Here is a 20,179-nt window from a genome sequence, read left to right as displayed (position 1 = left end):
TAGCGCTAGTAGAGAACGTTGAAATTTAGGTCGTTCTCTTCTAAAAACTCTCCTACAATGCGCGATTGCTGATTGCCTCTAGGAACCATAACGTAGCATTTAGGGGCGGGCGTCACTTCTCGTAGCTCAAACCATAGTTCATCCAATACGTCGTTGCCATGCTTGAGAAATGTCTCACCCCATGATGTGGTATACAGCACACTAATATGCTCTACAGACGCTTTTTGACGCAATGTAGGAAAATTGACGACGGCAAAGCATGCGGTTATTCGTTCAGGCGCAAGTAAGTCTTCTCTTGGGAGCGACGAAACCTTAACAGGAGGGAAGTACGTGCAAAGGTGTTTCAGTAAATCGTTAAGGTCAAGTTCGCTTATTTCACCATAATTGTAGTCGAGGTAGACCTTACTGTTTATGTCGATAATTTTACTGGATACACACCACACCATAAGGGCTAGTGCATTTGATGCTTGAGTTATCTTTTGAGTGTCGTCCATTATGCCCGACTTACTTAACAAGTCATAAGCATAGGCAGTCCAGATTTCAGTGCCATTTTTTTGCTGTTTCATAGCAATGGTGATTTTCTCGCAGTACAAGCTTTCATCAAAAGCCCGGCGTAGAAATTCTATTTTGTGCTGCTTTTTGCCGTAAAAAGTGCTTAGCCTTCTCCCTAATACGGTCATGTCTTTTTCGTCCATCGCTTGTTTGTACTGGCCAAGCTGCTTGGAAATGCGACGATAGCACTTGAGCAAAAATCGATGAATACGCGCGCTTAGCTGAACACGTTCACTAAACGACCATTCTTGGTGGTTGTCTAATTGATAGAGTTGCTTGCGACTCCATCCCCATTGTCTTGCATACGACGCCAATATTTTACGTTTAAAATTATACGGCTCGCCCTCTGCAAGTGGCTGACTAAGATTGTATGCACATTTCAAATAGAGACACTGTTGAAGAATAAGCACATCTTCGGGTTGACCGTGCACTTTATAGTGTTCAATGAGTTCATCGAACATAAATGCATAGGGGTCAATATGAGAAACTTGTCCTGGCGCCTCGCTGCCATGGTGAACGTGTTTTTTCAGGGCATTGCATAAGGGTTGCCCATGTTCAATATTGGCAAGGTACACTTCAAGTTTGGCCATTTTAAGCAGTGACTTAAATGGCGAGTCCATTGCTTTGCCTAGTTGCCAAATGGCGGCGCCAAAAAGTTCGCTTGCCTCAAGTCGCTCTAGATTTCCAAGATCCATAAACCAGTCAACATCTGGCGAACCGCCTTTCTCTAGGCTGTTGTATAACGCTTGATACTGTTTGTCAGTCGTCTTTTCAGGTGTCAGCCACCAAAACGGCGCTTTGCCCGCAACAACGATATTCGTGTTGTAAAATTCGGCTTTCAAAAATAACGCTTGTGCCGAGCCTGCGCTCTCACCATCGGCAACACCAAAGTCATTTTGCTTTACTTTGTCTATTTCAGATAAGAAGAAGTGCACTTCAATATCAAATTGCTGCTCAGCCCAGCTTTCGATGGCAGAGAGTTTTTGCTGAAGCAGGGTTAAGGCCTCTGGCGAGCATTGTTTACCGTCGACACATACCCAATAGTCAAAGTCAGATTCATCGGTTTGCGCAATGGTGCCGATACTTCCCATTAGTACCAAAGATGAGATAGCGCGCTGTCTAGGCCAAATCTGTTTAATGTCGGTAAATAAATTACTTTGTTCAGGAAAACAGCGTAACAAAGCATTCTCAACGTCGGTTCTGAAGGAATAGTTGTTAATACCAAATGGAACGGTTTCACCGTTATCAGAAGGGGGCACATACCCTGGGAGTTGTTCATGGTTAACGTGGACAAGAAACGGAAGCACATGAAACAGGGGTTGATGTTTGGTAGGAAGAAGCGTAAGGGCACGCTCAATGCGCGCTTTGTTGTATCTCAAAACGCGTAATAAGCGAATGGTCAAGTTTTGTTGGACCGAGAGCGGTTGTTGCGCTGTCATTGCACTTTTTCTAACTTCTTCATGATGCCAAGCATAGCGCTATTTTTCTCAGACTTCCTTAAATTTCAGTGATTAGCGAAAAGTTTCTCGTTTGTACGCTTCAAAATGAATTTTAGTGTTCACAATAGGGCCTAAATCAAGGCACCTGCAGGTGGTTACTGCAGTAAGAGCGAAGATAACTTCCTAATTCGTTGGGTATTCTAAGAGCAACCTATCAACCAGTTCATCTAATTTTGCCTGCACGCTAATGGTATCTTTTGATTCTAGTTCAATGCTTCCTGAGGCACTGTAGATAAAATGGCCATCGCGCATAATATTAATGTCTAGTACTTGATAAAAAGAGACTTGTTCTCCCACAGGAATGCTAAATATACCTCCCAGAGAAATTCCCCCTGATCGACCATAGCTCCCCGTTCCTAAACCTAGATTAAGCGTAGCGCCGTCATCTTTTGTTAGCGTAGTTGGTAGATAGCCTACGGTAATATCAGCATCGCTCTCCTTAGCTAGCTCAAGACCTTTGGCGGTAAGATTTTGTGCGATCTTATAATTCAGGTGGTTTTGCAGAGCCTCATTAATTGGGTTCACTGGAAGTTGAATGTAAAAGGTTTTGATCTCTGAAAAGTTATGATTTTTATCTACGCTGATTTCTTTGTTATTTGAAGCACACGCGCAAAGTGCTAATGCAAGCAACATTAACGCCGTGGTCTTGAAGCGAACACACAAGTTTTTTGGCTCTTGTGGCATTAACATAACAATACCTTCTTGTTTTGAGGAAAAAGAATGACGCTCTGCGAATTTGATACGTAGCTTTGGACTAGCAAGTAAACATTAAACTTTATTGTATAACGAAAGTACAAACCAATATGTCTTTAGAAGTGTTAATTTGTATATTAGCGCCAATGCACTAACTTTAAGTTATAAATGAATAAGGATGTGTTGAATTTAATGAAAACGTTACGTGCAGCTTCGCTAATTATGTCGTACCTGTACATGAGCCAAAGCCTTGTGTATGCCGATGAAGAGCGACAGTTAACCGTAACCTGGGCAATAAACGATGCGCCGCCTTTCCACGTGATTGAGGGCGAGTATCAAAATTCAGGTATATGCGACGTCCTGATAGATTCCTTAAAAGACACGATGACGCACACAACCCATGAGACGGTTTTAATGCCTCAAAACCGCGTTCGCATGTTATCAAAACAAAAAGAAAACCTTTGTTTTCCCTGCTTAATAAAGCGAGAGGACAATGATGTTTGGGTATACACGGATGAGACTGTCGTACACGCTCCCTTAGGGATAATTGGTCGACCTGAAGTGCTCGACCCATTTCTCAACGAAGATGGACGAATTGCTTTGGAGAGTCTGGTCAGCTCGGCACCCTTGCGCATGGGGAAGCCTCTTGCAAGGCGTTACCCCGATTTGCTACAGCCTCTGGTAGATAACGTGAGCAAAACTCGTCATTTTGCAGAGCTCACTGGTGAGAACGCAACGGTAAGAGTGCTTGAGCAAATAGACATGGGCAGACTAGATTACACACTTGAGTACCCCTCAATTTTGCAGTATTACAACATGACGCAGGGTGCAAGTACTTTGGTGTATTACGAGACGGCTGAATTGGCGAATAATGGCGTTGCGGGCGCTATTGGGTGTACTAACAATGCGTGGGGACAAGACGTAGTAAAGAGGATAAATCAAGCGCTTCCTAACGTATTAAATACGCCAATTTATCAAAAGCAGCAGGAGTTTTGGCGCGGTAGCTTACCTAAGCCACAAGGCAACATTGTCGCGCGAAAACAGCCATAAAAGGCGCCTTAAAGACCTCTTTCAGTAGTTAGTCCAACTATTGAAAATCTAAACATGCGAAGTTAATAATACCCTCGAAGTCTGCTTCACTGCATAACGTACCGAAGGTCACCCCTCTCGCATTATTCAGGCGTGAATTACAAAATGCATGAGCTATAGGATTGCCGTCATCACTTAATAGAATAGCCGCTTGCAGTGCCAGTGCTGTTTGCTCTGTAATAGCGCGGCTGCGGATTTCCATATTGTTTGTGTCAGTGAAAGCGTCAAGGACACCTGCCAGATGTATGTCGAAGTGCTTGTTTTTACCAGTCTGTTTTTTTAACTCTAAGAACAACGCATTTTTGGCATTGGGCTCTTTTGCCAATGCCCGCAAAACATCAAGACATTGCACATTACCACTTCCTTCCCAAATAGAATTTAGCGGTGCTTGGCGGTAGTAACGGGGCATGGGATTTTCTTCAACATACCCAATGCCGCCAAGGCATTCTTGCGCTTCATTAACAAAAGTGGGCGTGCGCTTACAAATCCAGAATTTACCAATAGCGGTAACGATGCGGGCAAAAGCCGCCTCAACTGGGTCGTTTGGCGCCTCATCGACAGCCTTGGCGACACGCATAGTCAATGCTGTTGCTGCTGCACACTCCAGTGCAAGGTCGGCTAAAACGTTTCGCATAAGTGGCTGATTTATTAACTTATCTCCAAATGCGCTACGATGACTTACATGGTGTATAGCTTGAACCAATGACTGGCGCATTAATGCTGAAGAGCCAATCATACAATCGAGGCGCGTTAACGAGACCATATCAAGGATCACAGGGACGCCTCTTCCTTCTTCTCCTATTAAATACGCCGTTGCATCCTGGAACTCGACTTCTGAAGACGCATTACTCCAATCGCCGAGCTTATCTTTAAGTCGCTGAATTCTTACCTTGTTAAGCTCACCATTTTCCAAATAGCGAGGTAGCAGAAAGCAACTCAAACCTAACTGGGTTTGGGCTAATATTAGGTGACCATCACACATAGGCGCAGAAAAGAAAAACTTGTGACCGACAATCTTGTAGCTGCCATCAGTTTGTTTTGTAGCCGTGGTCGTGTTGCGTCTTACATCAGACCCGCCCTGTTTTTCTGTCATGCCCATACCGAGAGTGAGGCCAGACTTATGCTGAGCGGCAATATTGCGGTTGTCGTAACTGCCGTTAATAATTTTATCTAGCCAAAAGGAAGGCAAGTGTTTCGCAGCTTTTAATGCAGGTACAGCAGCATGGGTCATCGTTAAGGGGCATGCGGTGCCTGATTCTGCTTGATAATGCATAAACATTAGCGCGGCCCGAATGACGTGAGCGCCATCATATTCACCATTACGCCAAGAATAACAGTGAACTTGATTATCCATTGCCGCTTGCATAAGCGCATGGTAGCTAGGATGAAAGTCAACGTGATCACAGCGACGTCCATAACGGTCGAAGGGGACGAAAACAGGCTTGTGTTTGTTGGCGAGTTCTCCGTGCTGCATAAGCACATCTCCAGCTATATCACCGTATTGTTGCAGTAATCCCAGGCCCTGTTCAGTGCACGCTGACGACTCTCCCTCCTTCAAAAACAAGGTCGTGAAATGTTTAAGCAGCCTATCGTTTTCCCATAAATTGTAGGGCCGTATCGGATAGGGTTGGTTTTCAACAACATGGGTTTCAAAACGATTGAGTTCGGTCATGATGGCGTACCTTATTCATAAAGTCATGCTACTGGAATATTTAAACATTACATGCAACGGTATATTTGATCAAATAAAGTAATGTCATGTCATTTCAGGTGGGATGTGCACAATGCTCGTGTATTATGGCAAGACAGATACGTTCTTTTTCGAAACGGTTGTAAATAAGTAGTCATGACGCAAAATAAAAGAAACAAACCAGTAGCGCGCAAATTGCTTCTGAAACTATTGGGTTCGAGAGAAAACATTGAAATGAATGCTGCGACAGCAGTAAGGGTAGGGGCGTTATTTGGCATATCAGAGAACAATGTACGTGTAACGTTGAACCGTCTTCACAGTAGTAATCTTCTCACTCTGGTAGAGAGGGGCTATTATCAATTGGGGCCAGCAGGCAAACAGTTCGCCAGAGAAATTAACCAGTGGCGCCATGCTGAGTCGTTGTTAAGTGACTGGGACGGTAGCTGGATTGCTGTTCAAACAAGCAGTTTGGCTAAAAGCGACAAGAAGCAGCAACGCCATAACGCAAGGGCGCTGAAACTTCTAGGTATGGAAAAGCTAATTGATGATATGTACATCAGGCCTAACAATCTAAAAACGCCGTTAAATGAAACACGTCAAAAGCTACACAACGTAGGGTTGGCTGAAAAAGCATTGGTTTTCACTGCCAGAGATTTTGATGACCTTCATAATGTTACAGCTAATCGGCTATGGCAGAGTAAAAACCTCGAAAGTCATTACCGAAATGGTATAGACGAGCTAGAGCGTTGCCTAGATTTACTCTCGACACTTTCCCTAGAGGATGCATTGATTACCTCTTATGAGGTTGGAGACAGAGCTATCCATCGTGTGGTTTTCGATCCGCTGCTACCTTCTCCCTTAGTCGACGTAGCACTCAGGCAGCGATATAGTGAATTGGTAAAACATTTTGATGATGTAGGAACGCAAATTTGGTTTCAGTTCTTACATTAATGTGTATTGGCTGTATTAGTTCAAGCATATCTACTGTTACTGAAACCACTGTGTGAAAAGGGATGAAATCGTAACTATGAGCGCTAATAGACCACTGTTTAAACACATTCGAAACCATACTGCTTTATTTAGCGAACTCTCACTATACAGAAGCACTGCATTAGATATGTTGGGATATCGCGACTATGAATTCCACAAAACGCCAAAATTTATAGCTGAAGACGGTTCAAGACTGACTATCGAGCCTGAGCGCAGCATAGTGCTACCTTCTGTTAATGTCCTCAAAGGTTTAAAGCATAAGCTTACTACGGCGGTTCCAACGTTAACCTTGGTGGAAAATAGCGAAATCGGTTATCGCTATCCTACAGCAGCGCTAGCGGGTCTCGATGCACCATTTATCAAACGAATGCGCTCTGAGTATTTTCACCGCGTTGATGAAGACCGAAGTATTTGTCGTCCAGTAAACCTGTCGTACGGAATAAAAAGTCGTGGTAAAGCGGATAACCGTTTGGAGTATGAGGTTTGGATGCCAGATGAAGCGCCTGATCAGAATCCTTTACCGCTTCTTATTGATTTATACGGTGAAGACCTACCTAATGAAGTGCGTCATTTTGTGGAGCAACCGTCAAAAGTACACGGGTGGATGGGAGTGAAACGGGCGGCTTTTGAAGCACTATATACGCATAAAGAGTGCGGTGATTTGGTTATATGTATCGCGATGAGCGTCGATGCATACAACATAGGGGCAAAGCCTGACTTGTCCTATTCACCTGTAGCTGAGAGTTCAATTGCCACTAGTAATGCTGAATTTGAGTGGGAAATAGAAGGCTACTATGCGCCGAGAGATTGGGCCTTCGACCATGATGCCGTTTGGCATGCAATTAATCATACTCTAGAGGCTATCAATGCGCCTCTGGATGACATCTATTGCAATGAAATTATTCCCATAGCTGAAAGCAAAACGGAGCGTATTCTTTCAACACTAGCTTCGTTAGGGGTATCACAAGAAGAAATAGATGCACTGAGTTTGCAACCCTGGGAGTTCATGCTTACCGAAAGTGAGCATAGGGTTAAAGCGCATGACCCAACTCGCTCTGTCAATCTGCTGGGACGACTTAACAGACTTTTCTACCAACCTGAACAACCCTTACCTTCACTTAACTGGCTCCATGACCTCATTCTATGAGGTCATGGCATTGTCCATGCTATCGCAAACAGGTAATTCCACACCTCTAGCTGTCATCATTTCGTCTTATTTGTAAATTTTTAGATAAAATTACACCATTTTTGTAAATTACTTTCACTTTTGGCGTGATCTGGATGTTTTATTTGTATTTTCTGTAATTTAATTACGAAAAATGCTTTATTTATTGAAAGTTTTGTTCATAATGTACACATCACTGAGGTGATATCTAATTAAGTTACAAAATAGGAATTCAAAAATGAAACTGTCTACTTTTGCTATTGCTTTAACGTTATCTGTTGCTGCAACTCAACCTTTCGCTAAAGACGTACGTCTTAAGCCTGTAAACAACAATATTGAAACCCAAGCATGTTTGACTGCTGCTGAAGAGGGTTTTGGTCCAGCATTGCGTTTTATTCGCAACAGCGGTTTTAACGCAGAAGAGTTCAGTGCTTCTGTTCGTTGTAACGGTGAATCGCTTCGTACATTCGCTTATATGTACAAAAACAACCAAGTTACTGAAAATGCAAAAACAGTTGCATTAGTCGCGAAGAATCAAGATGCGGCTTCACAAGCGTGTCTAGAAGCACTTACGATTGGTAAAGACGCTGCATTAGTAAAATATGGTTTAGAAGGTGAAAACATCATCTGTAACCACCAAAACATTTCAGACTTTGTGCGCCAGTACAGTGCTGAAAATGTGATTGTGCGCTCTAACGCAGAGTAAGCACTAAGCAGATATCTGCTTAAACTATTTGTACAGTTTCATGGCCTTTCGCTCTTAAAGGCGAGAGGCCTGACACTTTACCTAGCGTTACTCTTGTGTAGCGTCTATCAAATGAAAGGCTTTTTGCCTGCCGTCCAAATACGTAACGTTTTTTCCATCAAAATACGCGTCTTCTTCTAGCATAATCCGTATTTCTTTATTCCACGGCTTAATATGGCTGGCAGCGTTCAACTCTATTGAATACACCGTGTTTTCGTACATAGGATAATCTCCTTGAACCGGAACGCCCTCTTGCGCATCCCACATACCTATCGTTGGCCCAGCTGCATGACCGTGTAAGCCTAATGGGTGAGTGTAAATAGAAGGTTTGATGCCCTCGCTAATTGCCTGTTCCCTCGACATTTTTAATATTCGATTACCTGTGCGTCCACGTTGGAAGTTATTAGTTAAAATATCTTGTAAACGATTGGCGCTTGCCAACGCTTGTTTAAGGGCCTCGGGCGCGTCAGTTTCCCCAGGCCTTAGTACATAGGCATGCTGCTGCTGATCAGTATTTAAGCGAAGGTAAGTAATGCCAAAATCGACATGAAGTAGGTCGCCATGTCGTATAATGTTTTCACCGGGACGTTTGCTGAAGGCTTTAATTTGGTCAAAGGCCTCGTCATCGGCGCGCTGAATTGACACTGTAGGATGGAACCAGTTAGTTAACCCCAGTGCACGAGTTTGGTCTCTTAGCCACCACACTACGTCATCAGTAGTTGTTTTATTAGGAATGATGACCTTATTTGAGAATGCCTCTGCGATAAGATTATGGCCGATTCTCGTTAATGTCGGGTAGTGAGTCATTTCAAGTTCGCTTCGCGTTTCAAGCCAACCTATGGCCAGCTTTTCTCCCGACACAATACGAGACTTAAGATTTGGCGGCAGCACCTGCATTAGCTTGGTATATTCAGTAGATGTCATACCATCTGCTAGCGCAAAAGCATTGGAAGTATTGATTGCGATGCGCTTAGGAGAGCGTTCTTTGATGATGTCTATCAACGCTTGCCATTGATCGGGTTGGGCTTCCTTGTCCCATGCTTTTTTGAATAAGTTGCCAACGGCGTACCGGGCAACTGCCAATGTTTCCAATGGGCCATCTTCTTTTGGTCGATAAATGACTAACATGGTATGTCGTCGTGCTGAAAGCCAAGTGGATGGAAGTAACGTTTTTAATACCGGGTCTTCGTTATATTCCCGCGACATGATGATCCACATATCGATATCTTCTCTGGCCATTATTTTTGGCAACACCGTTTGCACACGCTGTTCAGTCATGCGATCAATAAGCATGCTGCGCTCTTTCATGTTCAAAACGGGCTCTGCGTATATTTCAAAAGCTGAAAACCACATTAGCGCGACACATACAGATAGTTTTCTCAACATTGATTTTTCCTTGTACTTTGACTAATGACTTATATATTTAGGCCAAAAAAACGCCTAAGCTGGCCATTATGTTTGTTAGATAGCTAGCACCGTTGTCTGTCGTATTTGGATTGACCTAGGCAAATTTTTGATTGATCGTGTTTTGTTTTAACACTTGTTTTGGTTTGGTGAAATGATTTCATGAAGTATTTTGGGCTCTTGCTGTTCCTCTTTTCCTTTTCAGTAAGCGCAAATAGCGCAGTCACTGTGGAGTGGGGTACAGATGAATGGAACGGATTCACAAACCAAGACGGCATTGGCTTCTACCATGACCTGATGAACCAGATTTTTCCATCGCCAAAGTTCAATCTCGAGGTAAGTTATTTCCCTTGGAAACGTTCTATTAAGCACCTCTCACAAGCTGACATTGATATGACAGGCGGCATGCCCAAAAGCCCAGATTTTTATCAGTCGAAAAAGCCAGTGTTAAGTGAGAAAATTTTACTCGTAAGTGTCAATAAACTACACGTTGAAGATTTAGAGCATAAGTTAGGCGCGTATCGTGCTGGCTATGACGATGTGATATTTTACGCAGCGTTACCTGATAATGTTGCTGGTATTGAAGTGAAAGATGTAGAGCAAGGTTTAGCACTTCTCACTCAGGGCAAAGTGGACTTTTATGTCGACACTGAGATACTCATCAGCAGGGTGTTTGGCGAGAACATATCAAAAGGTGATATGCAAACATCTGAAGTGGGGTATTTCGAGCTGTATTGGTCTTTTGCAAAAAATGAAAAAGGAAAACGGCTTAAATATCAATTTGACAACACGCTGGATCAACTTAATAAGTCTGGTATGCTTCGCTCGCTTTACGATAAATACGATATAGCAATGCCTTTCTAAATCTGTTCGCGATTTGCACAACGTAGTATTTCCGCTGACACATGATAAAACTAGTAATTTTTAATGCACCCAAGAAACCTTCATAAAAACGGCTATCCCATTGACGCGCTATGTAAGTCGCACCCGAATCTCACTCCCTTTGTTATTCGCGCCAAAAGTGGGCAAAAAAGCATTAACTTTGCCGAAGCCAATGCTGTAATGGCATTGAATGCAGCACTTTTAAAACACTATTATCACGTCGAATTTTGGAAAGTGCCTAAAGGCTATCTTTGTCCACCTGTGCCCGGGCGGGCAGACTATATTCACGCCATTGCCGACTTGTTATCTACCACCGACTTTTGTAAGGGAACGCAAGTGAAAGGCCTTGATATTGGTGTCGGCGCCAATGCTATCTACCCTATTATTGGCATCGTAAGCTATCAATGGGCTTTTGTTGGCAGTGAAGTCGATGATGTTGCCTTTCGTAACGCCTCGGAAATAGCCAGACAAAATTCACATCTGCAACCATTTTTAAGCATACGCAAGCAGGGTACAAAAAATGCTATTTTTGATGGCATCATTGCAGACGATGAGTATTTTACCTTTACCATGTGCAACCCGCCTTTTCACAAATCGCAAAAAGAGGCGTTGCAGGGTACCCAGCGTAAAACTCAAAATCTCAAACGCAACGCGGAAAAACGTGGCTCCAAAGGTGCAAGCCAAGCAAAAGCAAACCTTAATTTTGCAGGACAAGCGAATGAGCTTTGGTGTGAGGGCGGCGAATTGGCCTTTATTCAGCGAATGATTACAGAAAGTACTCAATATAAAGAGAATGTAGGGTGGTTTACTTGTCTAGTCTCTAAAAGCGCGCATCTAAAACCTATTGAAACCAGTATTCGCTATCATAAAGCCACACATTTCAAGGTTGTAGAAATGGGGCAGGGCAACAAGTTAAGCCGTTTTGTAGCCTGGTCCTTCAGATAATTTAACGTTTCGAAAACTACCTTTGCACAGTAAATTTCTAATACTATTCAATTGATTACCGTAATATTAGAACGTATCCAAGTTGTAAATTCTGTGTTAGCTTAATTTTTTCATTCTTGTTTTAAGGGAATAAATTGAAGCTTAGTTCTAGAAACCTCATCATGATAATTGGGGCATTAGTTGCGTGTTTGCGGGTTCATCCGGCAATTGGTGATGAAAATGCTTACACGTTAATAACTGAAACTATTGCCTCTGAAGTGCTGGGTGAACAACGTACCGTAAACGTGCAGTTACCCAAGTCATATAAAGAAAACGAAAATAAAAACTACCCCATCATTTATCGTTTAGATGGTGCTGGGAACCTTCCTATGTTGAACGCTGTTCTAGAGCGTCTTCAGTCACAAGGTAATGCCCCTGAAGTCATCATTGTAGCTATTGAAAATACAGACAGGCTGCGAGATTTGTATCCCACTGTAAACCAAGACCCCAATGGCCCAGTAGGTTTGGGAGGTGGTGGTGCCAACTTTCTGTCGTTCATTACAAAAGAACTGATGCCCGTTATTGAGTCGAAATACCGTGTCCATGATTATCGCATTATGGCGGGGGCGTCAGCGGCAGGTGTATTTTCTTTGTATGCCTTACAAAAACGTCCTGACCTTTTTCACGCCGTAATAACCTATAGCGCCGCCGTGTGGTGGGCATATGGCGCGTCGGGAAAATCTACGGTGTCGTTTTTCAAAAACACAGACAGCTTGGATCGCTTTGTTTACACAGCAATCGGCAATGAGCCCTCACCAATGCGTCCATACTACGATGACATGATCAAAGGCATTGAAGCGCATAAACCAACAGGTTTGCGCTGGGTAAATGAAAAGTTTGATGACGTTCCGCATAATTTGGTGTCAGCTGCGGGCAGTTTTAACGCGTACTTCAATTTGTTTTTCTCTGAGTATATGCAGCCCAAAGATTATTCAGGTGATATCGCGTCTATCGAACAATACTATGAAAACGTATCGACGCAGCGCGGCGTTGAAATACTTGCACCTGAATGGGTGATTAGGGAGTTAGGCTATTACTACGTGAACCAAGGCAACCATGAACACGCCATTCAACTCTTTCAATACGGTATAGCGCATTACCCCAATTCTCCAGATGCTAATAACGGCTTGGCATATGGTTTTGAACAAGCGGGTAAATACGACCAAGCACTTGTGCACGTTAATAAAGCGTTGGCGCTAGCCAATGAAGACTATGATGGTTATGCGGTATACAAAAATAGACAAGAAAGATTATTAAAACAGATTGAAAGCAAGTAATATGTGAAGGGGGCAATGCCCCCTTATTTGCAATACAGTGTGCTGCTAGAAATCTAGGGTCTTTGAAATACCAAACACTATCCTTTCATCTGCAGTGCCCCTATCCAAGTCTGTATTCTCAGCCGCAATTTCTATATCAAACCCGTGGTAGTTGGTTTGATATGCAAGTCGATAGTGGTAAAACGAGGTGTTGTCGCCGCGCCACAACCACTTTTCGCTATCCATAGAGTTAGATACATCAAAGCTTGCGCGCAGTGTGTGGTTGGGGGCAAGTTCAAAAGTATGGGCGATCATAGATACCGCGTGCCTTGCACCTGTGCCAAAATAATCCCAGGTGTACCAAAAGTTAAGCTCTGACGCTCCCCATTCACTGGTGTAGCCAAATTTTGTATAGACTTCAGGGTAGTTACCCTCGCTCGAATTACTTGCTCCGTGATAAGAGTAGTAAGCAATACCGTAATCAATGCTTATAGCATCAGTTAGCATTTGGTAACGACCCGCGTAAAAGTCCCACTCAGTATTCGTGTCACCGCCAAAGTCGACGTTTGACGCCCACGTTCCAGCGTAAAACCCATCGTCTAAGGTCTTGTTCACGCCCACCTGTAACGCTGGGTTATTTCGGGTCTGGCTGAGTCCGTTAAACGTATAATCTGACACGCCAGATACCGTTGCAGTCCAGTCAGCCAAAGATGAAGTTGTAAATAGTGCTGCGCATGCAGCAAACATGTAAATGGTTTTTGTCATTGTTTAAGAGCCTTTTATCTCTAAGTATTGCTAGCGTCACAAATGCCGGACGCGCGCGGAGACACGGCTCAATGCATGAGCCGTGGTCTTCGCAATAAGAATTGATGAGTTAGTTCAGATTTTCGATTTTAGTGAAATCGATTTTGTTTTCTTTAGGCGAGGTTTTAATTGCCATCACTGACTTAAATTTTTGGCTAAGAATAAAGCCGAAGCAGCCAAAGAATATAGCGATAACCAAAGCACCTACCCATTGTATTTGTAGGAAGTCGAGCTTGAACAATAAGGTCAAAAGCGACAGCGCAACAATGTTTAATGCCATGTAATTAACACGCCCTAAACGTTCAACCGTTATGTTTAAGTTGTCAGTGTATAAACGAATAAGTGAGTCCAGTGAGTTGATAACAAATACAATGCCCACAAACACCATGGCAAAGTTCACCAGTCCATCTGTCGATATGCCAGCGCTATGGTAGTGGTACAATACCGAGAACCATGCGGCGATAGGAATAGACGGTATTACCATCATGGCAATGAGCACCTGATAGGTTTTCAGGCCACCCACAAACCGTGAAGTAAATTGGCCAATCATGATACTCCAGCTAAACCACCAAAATAGATAGAATTCGTGATATTCATTGATGGGTAATACAAACTTGTCGATGTTGGCAAAGTAGCCGCCGATAAGCCCTAAATTTGTGAAGTAGCTTGCCATTTCACTTTCACCAAAGATAAACGCGCCTGCCCACATACCTACGATAAGCGCAATAAATACCCACGTTGTTGTGATACTTAAAATGCGAACAAACTTAATGCTGGTACTTGAATAAACGGCAAATGCGATGGCAGCAAAAACAATGGCATAAAATGTTGGAACAATAGACTCGCCGTCGCCAACGCTCGGTAGGTACCAAGGTAGATTGGACAAGAGCAAAAATGCAGTAAATGCACACGTGCCGATAATGACTACATTATTAACGAATTTTACCACAGGAAGTTCGAAAAACTTTACTTTAGGCTCGATTACGCAGAAATAAAAACAAGTTAAAAAGTAAAACCCCCAAATCAAGAAACCCCAGAAGCCAAACTCAATGGCCAGAGGATTGGTAAAAGCATATTCAGGGCTTGCGCTTATGTCAGCATAACCTGCAAATTCGGTGAGTGGGAACATGATCAAGCCCACATCCAAACCAGAGGTAAATAAAATGGCAATAAAAGTTAGGGTTCTTACTAAGCATTACGCCGACAACTTTCAAGTTGCCCCATTTAAATAGAATATAGGCTACCGAAAGTAGGGTGAATATAATGCCTGCACTAAGCCAAACTGTCATTGTCACCCTCCCAATATTGATAAAAATGTAACATGATTTTCCTTTTTATTGTTTGTTGTAGCACACTGCCCGGCAATGTTGGTGAAACATCGCAACGCATAGGGGCAGACATGCCGACGAACGACAAACGCGTATTAGCGTTGCTCGGTTTGCCACTGTTCGTTGATGGCGACGTTGACATTGTGTTCAGGCAAGCGAGGCTTACCCAAAATAATATCTGCTGCCTTTTCTGCGACCATAATAGTGGGCGCGTTTAAATTCCCGTTGGGGATCGTGGGAAATATCGATGAGTCAACGACTCGTAATCCTTCAATACCATGAACTTGTGTATCTGAATTAACCACTGCCATGTCATCCTCTCCCATCTTGCAAGAACACGATGGGTGATAAGCACTTTCTACGGCTTCGCGGACAAACGCGTCTATTTCAGCGTCGCTTTGAATATGCTCACCAGGTTGAATTTCACCATCGCGGAACGCATCAAAGGGCGATTGCTCAATAATCTCTCGCGTCAGTCTAACGCAGGCTCTAAAGCCTTCTATGTCCTCTTCGTGCTGCAAATAGTTAAACAGTATTTTGGGCGGCACTTTCGGGTCGGCAGATTGAATGGTTACACTGCCACGGCTTTTCGGCTTGTTGTGACCGACGTGCACTTGAAATCCGTCACCATCAAACGCCAATTTTCCATCGTAGCGAATAGCCGCTTGTAAAAAGTGATACTGAATGTCTGGCCATTCAATACCGGGCTTTGAACGTATAAATGCACAGGATTCAAAGTGGTTGGTAGCACCTAGACCAGAGCGGTTAAGTAACCAACGTGCACCAATCAGTCCTTTTGATATTAGACCCAGCTTACGGTTCAACGAAACGGGCTGCTTGCACTTGTACTGAAAATAGAATTCCAAGTGGTCTTGAAGGTTTTGCCCAACACCAGGCAAATGGTGCTTAACGTCAATACCTGCTGCGTTGAGCGCGTGTGCCTCACCTATGCCGGACAGCTGCAAAATATGTGGTGAACCAATCGAGCCTGCGCTCAATATAATCTCTTTGTTGGCGTGTACTTGGCAGGTTTTGCCTTTCACCTGATATTCCACTCCCGTGGCCGTTTTGCCATCAAGAATAACTTTGGTCACAAGTGCACCTGTCACTATGTGAAGGTTTTTGCGCGACTTTACCGGATCTAAGTACTCACGACTCGTCGAGCTTCTAACGCCATCTTTAACGGTCATGTGCATTGGGCCGAAGCCTTCTTGCTGTTCACCATTGTAATCGCTCGTGATGTCGTAACCCGCTTGCTCGCCCGCTTTGATAAAGGCGGTATAAAGTGGGTTTTCCATTTCATTGCCGTTATTTACGCCAATCTCACCATTGCCACCGCGATAGGCATCGTTGCCTCTATACCAACTTTCGGCTTTTTGAAAGTAGGGTAGGCATGCTTGGTAATTCCAGTTTTTAGCGCCGTGCGCTTCCCATTCGTCAAAGTCCTTGGCATGACCGCGAACATACACCATGCCGTTTATTGAAGAAGAGCCGCCCAGCACTTTGCCCCGCGGGCAGTGCATTTTGCGGTTGTTTAAGTATGGCTCTTCCTCAGTGTGAAACTGCCATGCATATTTATTAGTGTTCATGGGGATCGACAATGCTGTTGGCATCTTAATGAAGATGCTTTTGTCTGAACCGCCAGTCTCTAACAATAAAACTTTGTGTTCTGGAGACTCTGACAGACGATTTGCCAATACACAGCCCGCTGAGCCTGCGCCAACAATGATGTAATCGTATGTTTGTGATGTCATCGGTTTAGCTACTCCTTAAAACGGGCTTTCAATATCTACCATGCCAACGTACACAGACTTGGTTTGCGTGTAGCTGTTGAGCGTTTCGACGCCGTTCTCGCGGCCAATACCAGACTGCTTATAACCGCCTACTGGCATCTCTGCGGGGAGTTTCCATATGCATTAATCCAACAAATGCCCGCTTGAAGCTGATGAATGACGCGATGAGCGCGCTGTATATTTTGGCTGAATACACCAGCTGCAAGCCCCAACGTTGTGTCATTGGCGCGTTTGATAACCTCATCTTCATCGTCGAACACCAAAACGCTCATCACTGGTCCGAATATTTCCTCTTTCACTATGGTCATATCGTCGGTGCAATCAGTGAATATTGTAGGCGCTACAAAAAATCCGTTGGGTGCAGACTCTGGAGAGACAGCGCGACCACCTGTAAGAAGCGTGGCACCTTCTTGTTTACCTTTCTCTATGTAGCTAAGGACTAATTCCTGATGCTTTTTGGAGATAAGCGCCCCTATGTTTACTTGACTATCCATAGGATTGCCCAAAACAATGTTTTGCTCAGTACGTGATTTTAGTTCTTCGATAAAAGACGCATAAACAGAGCGCTGCACGTAAACGCGTGTACAATTAGTACAAATCTCGCCTTGCGTATAAAAATTGCCTAGCATTGCTGCGCTTACGGCTTGGCTGATGTCAGCGTCTTCAAACACAAGCAAAGGCGACTTTCCGCCAAGCTCCATGGTGACATCTTTTAAGTTTGATGCCGCTGCACTTTGCATCACTTTTTTGCCCGTACCGACTTCGCCGGTAAACGAGATTTTTTCAATTGCAGGGTGCGATGTGAGCCACTGACCTACCTCGGCTGCGCCTTGAACGACGTTAAACACACCCGCAGGTACTCCAGCTTCAGCAAAGATTTCGGCAAGTTTTAATGCACCTAAAGGCGTTTCTTCTGATGGTTTAAATATGAAAGCATTGCCTGCTGCTAGTGCTGGCCCAGACTTCCAACACGCAATTTGAAGCGGGTAGTTCCATGCGCCAATGCCCGCGCAGATCCCAAGAGCCTCTTTTCGTGTGTAAAAGAAGTCGCTGCCAACACTCTGCTGAGTACCAAGCTGGGTTGGCGCTAGGCCTGCATAATACTCAATAACGTCAGCGCCCGTTTCAATGTCGACGCAGTCTGCTTCTTGAATGGGCTTGCTAGGTATCTAGCACCTCTACTTTTGCAAGTTCATCGTTACGCTCTCTTAGTAACGCAACAGCCTTATTAAGAATACGTGTTCTTTCAATAGGCGTCATGGCTGACCACGTTGCAAAACCCTCTTTTGCACTCTCTATGGCTTCTTGTTGTACAAACTCATCAGCAACTTCAACGTGATAAATCACTTCTGCGGTAGCTGGGTTGGTCACAGCGAAGGTTTCTCCGCTTTTGTTCGCCAGCGGCTTGCCGTGTATGAAATTCTGATAAGTCGGTATTGCCATGTAAAACTCCTATGCATTATTGATATTTATTGACGCGCTACTCTATAAACACAACAAACACTACGGTTTGATGAATATCTGTTTAAAAGTTAAGCACTTAACCATTCAAAGTACGTAAAATTTTTAAAATTTTATTTTGATTGATTGTTCAATATAAAATAAATTGTATAGTGCTCTAACTATTATTTCAACTTTAAGCAAAGTTGTGTGCGCGATTGCTTTGATATCCTTGTACATCAGATTTACTTATTATTCTGATTTACAAAGTTTTTATTGCCACTCATTAAAAACATTAAATGTTTTTACAAGACAAATAAAAACTCGAGTAAGAATTCACCTCATAAGGTTTATTAGTTTTTTAGTTAGGGGTCTAATTAATTGTCGGTAATACGTTGATGTGTAGAAATGTCTTGTAGGCGACAGTTTGATTGTTGGTGTCGCCTTACACTGTGAGAATGGCAATTGATGAGTGATTTATCTTATGAAGTCGATAGAAGAGTATCTAAGCGAGTACGCGCATTACCATAGAGATCAGCGAAATATCTACACACATTATGTGGGCATTCCACTAATTGTTTTCTCTGTGTTGTGTTTGCTAAGTAAGCCTGCGTTTTTAGTTGCACTTCCGTTTTTGGGAGACGTGATAATGAGTCCAGCTGTTATCGTGTGGGTTTTAGGGAATATTTTCTACCTTAAGCTTGATAGCAGACTAGGGGCTGTCATGGCGCTTGTCACTGGAGCGATGGTGTACTTTGCTCAACCTGTTGCTGCAATGGGTGTGGCTGCGTGGTTATCTATTTCGCTTGGCATTTTTATCGGTGGGTGGGCATTGCAATTTATTGGTCATCATTTTGAAGGGAAAAAGCCCGCATTTGTTGACGACATTATGGGGTTAGTTATAGGGCCACTGTTTGTGCTTGCCGAGGTGAGTTTTGAATTGGGGCTGCGCTCTCAGCTTAAAAATGAAATCGAAACTCGCTCAGGCCCAGTAAGATAATATGAAAACACCACACTCTCTTAAATGTGAGTGTGGTGCTTTAAAGGCTAGTTAATCTAAGCGCAGTTGCGTTGTGATACCCAATGCACAGCGCCTTGCTAGCGCCCCTTCATTTTTTCAAGCGTTGACTTACGCAGCTGTAGTTTCGATTCTGCGAATGCATCCCGAGGTAGCATTTTTAGCTTGTCAGCGTAGCCTAATGCGGTGGGTAAAACTTGTTCTTGTGGCAGCGCTGCATCTAGAAAACCAGCTTTCACGGCTTCTTTACCTTCATAGATACGAGAGAATAATAAGGCTTCAGTTTGAGAAGTATTCGCTAGTCGAGCCTTTGCCAGCTCCATGCCAAAAGGTGGAAGGACCATTCCAATCGCCGTTTCATTTAGCCCATACTTGGTATCGCTGTCCTTACCTATACGCAAATCTGCTGCCATCAGCATAATAGCGCCTAAGGCAATACTGTGACCTTCTGCGGCCACAATGACTGGCAGCGGGTAACTATAGAGTCTTATTATCAGGTCAGCACCTGCCTGCACGAGTTCATGTTGCTTTGTCTTATCGCCTGATTTCATCACAGAGAGATCAAATCCACCGCAGAACTTACCTTCTCCACCGTGCAGAACGACCGCTTTAGCCTCTTTTTCTGCCGTGTCTAATGCATCATTAAATTGATCAATTAGTGTAAATCCAACGGCATTGACTTTGCCGTCATCAAACGTGATAACCGCCACATCGTTTTCTATTTTCAAATTAAAAGCCATGCTTTGTCCTAGCTTCAAAGTGTTAGTAACATTCAATAATTAACGTGTATATATCATAACCGTACTTAACGGTATTTGCCCACTTTGCGAAAGTGATGACATGCGAT

Annotated in this window: 15 protein-coding genes and 2 pseudogenes; 8 read left to right on the top strand and 9 right to left on the bottom strand. The window is 43.6% G+C overall.

Annotated elements, in window-relative coordinates; translation table 11 throughout:
* Positions 1-5: 5 nt before the first annotated feature.
* Positions 6-1,991: a class I adenylate cyclase gene (locus tag V6N89_RS15440; RefSeq protein ID WP_346992907.1), complete on the bottom strand. Its 1,986-nt coding sequence runs from the start codon at positions 1,989-1,991 to the stop codon at positions 6-8.
* Positions 1,992-2,174: 183 nt separating this feature from the next.
* Positions 2,175-2,741 (bottom strand): DUF4136 domain-containing protein, encoded by a 567-nt coding sequence (locus tag V6N89_RS15435; RefSeq protein WP_338518325.1) that lies wholly within the window; start codon positions 2,739-2,741, stop codon positions 2,175-2,177.
* Between the two features lie 195 nt (positions 2,742-2,936).
* Here V6N89_RS15435 and V6N89_RS15430 point away from each other — a divergent pair, with 195 nt between their 5' ends.
* The gene (locus tag V6N89_RS15430) at positions 2,937-3,794 is read left to right on the top strand and encodes a hypothetical protein (protein WP_338518324.1); all 858 of its coding nucleotides are present in this window, start codon (positions 2,937-2,939) and stop codon (positions 3,792-3,794) included.
* A 37-nt stretch (positions 3,795-3,831) separates the two neighbouring features.
* Here V6N89_RS15430 and V6N89_RS15425 read toward each other — a convergent pair whose 3' ends face one another.
* Positions 3,832-5,505, bottom strand: a complete 1,674-nt coding sequence (locus V6N89_RS15425) for an acyl-CoA dehydrogenase family protein (RefSeq protein ID WP_338518323.1) — start codon at positions 5,503-5,505, stop codon at positions 3,832-3,834.
* Positions 5,506-5,679: 174 nt separating this feature from the next.
* Here V6N89_RS15425 and V6N89_RS15420 point away from each other — a divergent pair, with 174 nt between their 5' ends.
* From V6N89_RS15420 to V6N89_RS15410, 3 genes are all read left to right on the top strand, one after another.
* Entirely contained in the window at positions 5,680-6,474 is a 795-nt protein-coding gene (locus V6N89_RS15420; protein ID WP_338518322.1) for a PaaX family transcriptional regulator, read from the top strand.
* Between the two features lie 76 nt (positions 6,475-6,550).
* Positions 6,551-7,660 (top strand): hypothetical protein, encoded by a 1,110-nt coding sequence (locus V6N89_RS15415; protein ID WP_338518321.1) that lies wholly within the window; start codon positions 6,551-6,553, stop codon positions 7,658-7,660.
* 256 nt (positions 7,661-7,916) lie between these two features.
* Positions 7,917-8,384, top strand: a complete 468-nt coding sequence (locus V6N89_RS15410) for a DUF3718 domain-containing protein (protein WP_338518320.1) — start codon at positions 7,917-7,919, stop codon at positions 8,382-8,384.
* A gap of 87 nt (positions 8,385-8,471) precedes the next feature.
* On the opposite strand, the gene V6N89_RS15405 is transcribed toward V6N89_RS15410, so the two are convergent.
* Complete coding sequence (locus V6N89_RS15405; protein ID WP_431189804.1) at positions 8,472-9,776, bottom strand: M24 family metallopeptidase; 1,305 nt, start codon at positions 9,774-9,776, stop codon at positions 8,472-8,474.
* Positions 9,777-9,989: 213 nt separating this feature from the next.
* On the opposite strand from V6N89_RS15405, the gene V6N89_RS15400 reads away from it, so the two are divergent.
* The 3 genes from V6N89_RS15400 to V6N89_RS15390 all read left to right on the top strand — a co-directional run bounded on the left by V6N89_RS15400 (position 9,990) and on the right by V6N89_RS15390 (position 12,970).
* Positions 9,990-10,691, top strand: coding sequence for a substrate-binding periplasmic protein (locus V6N89_RS15400; RefSeq protein WP_346992906.1), 702 nt, complete (start codon positions 9,990-9,992; stop codon positions 10,689-10,691).
* 63 nt (positions 10,692-10,754) lie between these two features.
* Positions 10,755-11,654, top strand: a complete 900-nt coding sequence (gene rlmF / locus V6N89_RS15395; RefSeq protein WP_338518317.1) for a 23S rRNA (adenine(1618)-N(6))-methyltransferase RlmF — start codon at positions 10,755-10,757, stop codon at positions 11,652-11,654.
* A 134-nt stretch (positions 11,655-11,788) separates the two neighbouring features.
* Positions 11,789-12,970 carry an alpha/beta hydrolase-fold protein gene (locus V6N89_RS15390; protein ID WP_338518316.1) on the top strand — a complete coding sequence of 394 codons (1,182 nt, stop codon included), beginning with the start codon at positions 11,789-11,791 and terminating at the stop codon, positions 12,968-12,970.
* Between the two features lie 45 nt (positions 12,971-13,015).
* Here the strand turns inward: V6N89_RS15390 and V6N89_RS15385 are convergent, their stop codons facing one another.
* From V6N89_RS15385 to betB, 4 genes and pseudogenes are all read right to left on the bottom strand, one after another.
* On the bottom strand, positions 13,016-13,714 hold the full coding sequence (locus V6N89_RS15385; protein ID WP_338518315.1) for a TorF family putative porin: 699 nt from the start codon (positions 13,712-13,714) through the stop codon (positions 13,016-13,018).
* 109 nt (positions 13,715-13,823) lie between these two features.
* Positions 13,824-15,042 (bottom strand): annotated as a pseudogene (locus V6N89_RS15380) (BCCT family transporter).
* 134 nt (positions 15,043-15,176) lie between these two features.
* On the bottom strand, positions 15,177-16,835 hold the full coding sequence (gene betA, locus V6N89_RS15375) for a choline dehydrogenase (RefSeq protein ID WP_346992905.1): 1,659 nt from the start codon (positions 16,833-16,835) through the stop codon (positions 15,177-15,179).
* Between the two features lie 15 nt (positions 16,836-16,850).
* A pseudogene (gene betB, locus V6N89_RS15370) lies at positions 16,851-18,317 on the bottom strand (betaine-aldehyde dehydrogenase).
* Between the two features lie 481 nt (positions 18,318-18,798).
* Here betB and V6N89_RS15365 point away from each other — a divergent pair.
* A complete protein-coding gene (locus V6N89_RS15365; RefSeq protein ID WP_338518313.1) occupies positions 18,799-19,314 on the top strand; it encodes a DUF962 domain-containing protein in 516 nt (171 codons plus the stop codon).
* A gap of 98 nt (positions 19,315-19,412) precedes the next feature.
* On the opposite strand, the gene V6N89_RS15360 is transcribed toward V6N89_RS15365, so the two are convergent.
* Positions 19,413-20,072, bottom strand: a complete 660-nt coding sequence (locus tag V6N89_RS15360; protein WP_338518312.1) for a crotonase/enoyl-CoA hydratase family protein — start codon at positions 20,070-20,072, stop codon at positions 19,413-19,415.
* Positions 20,073-20,179 lie beyond the last annotated feature (107 nt).

Origin of the sequence: Alteromonas gracilis (assembly GCF_036870955.2) — a bacterium.
Lineage (GTDB): Bacteria > Pseudomonadota > Gammaproteobacteria > Enterobacterales > Alteromonadaceae > Alteromonas > Alteromonas gracilis_A.
This window is presented reverse-complemented; position numbering and strand designations above follow the sequence as displayed.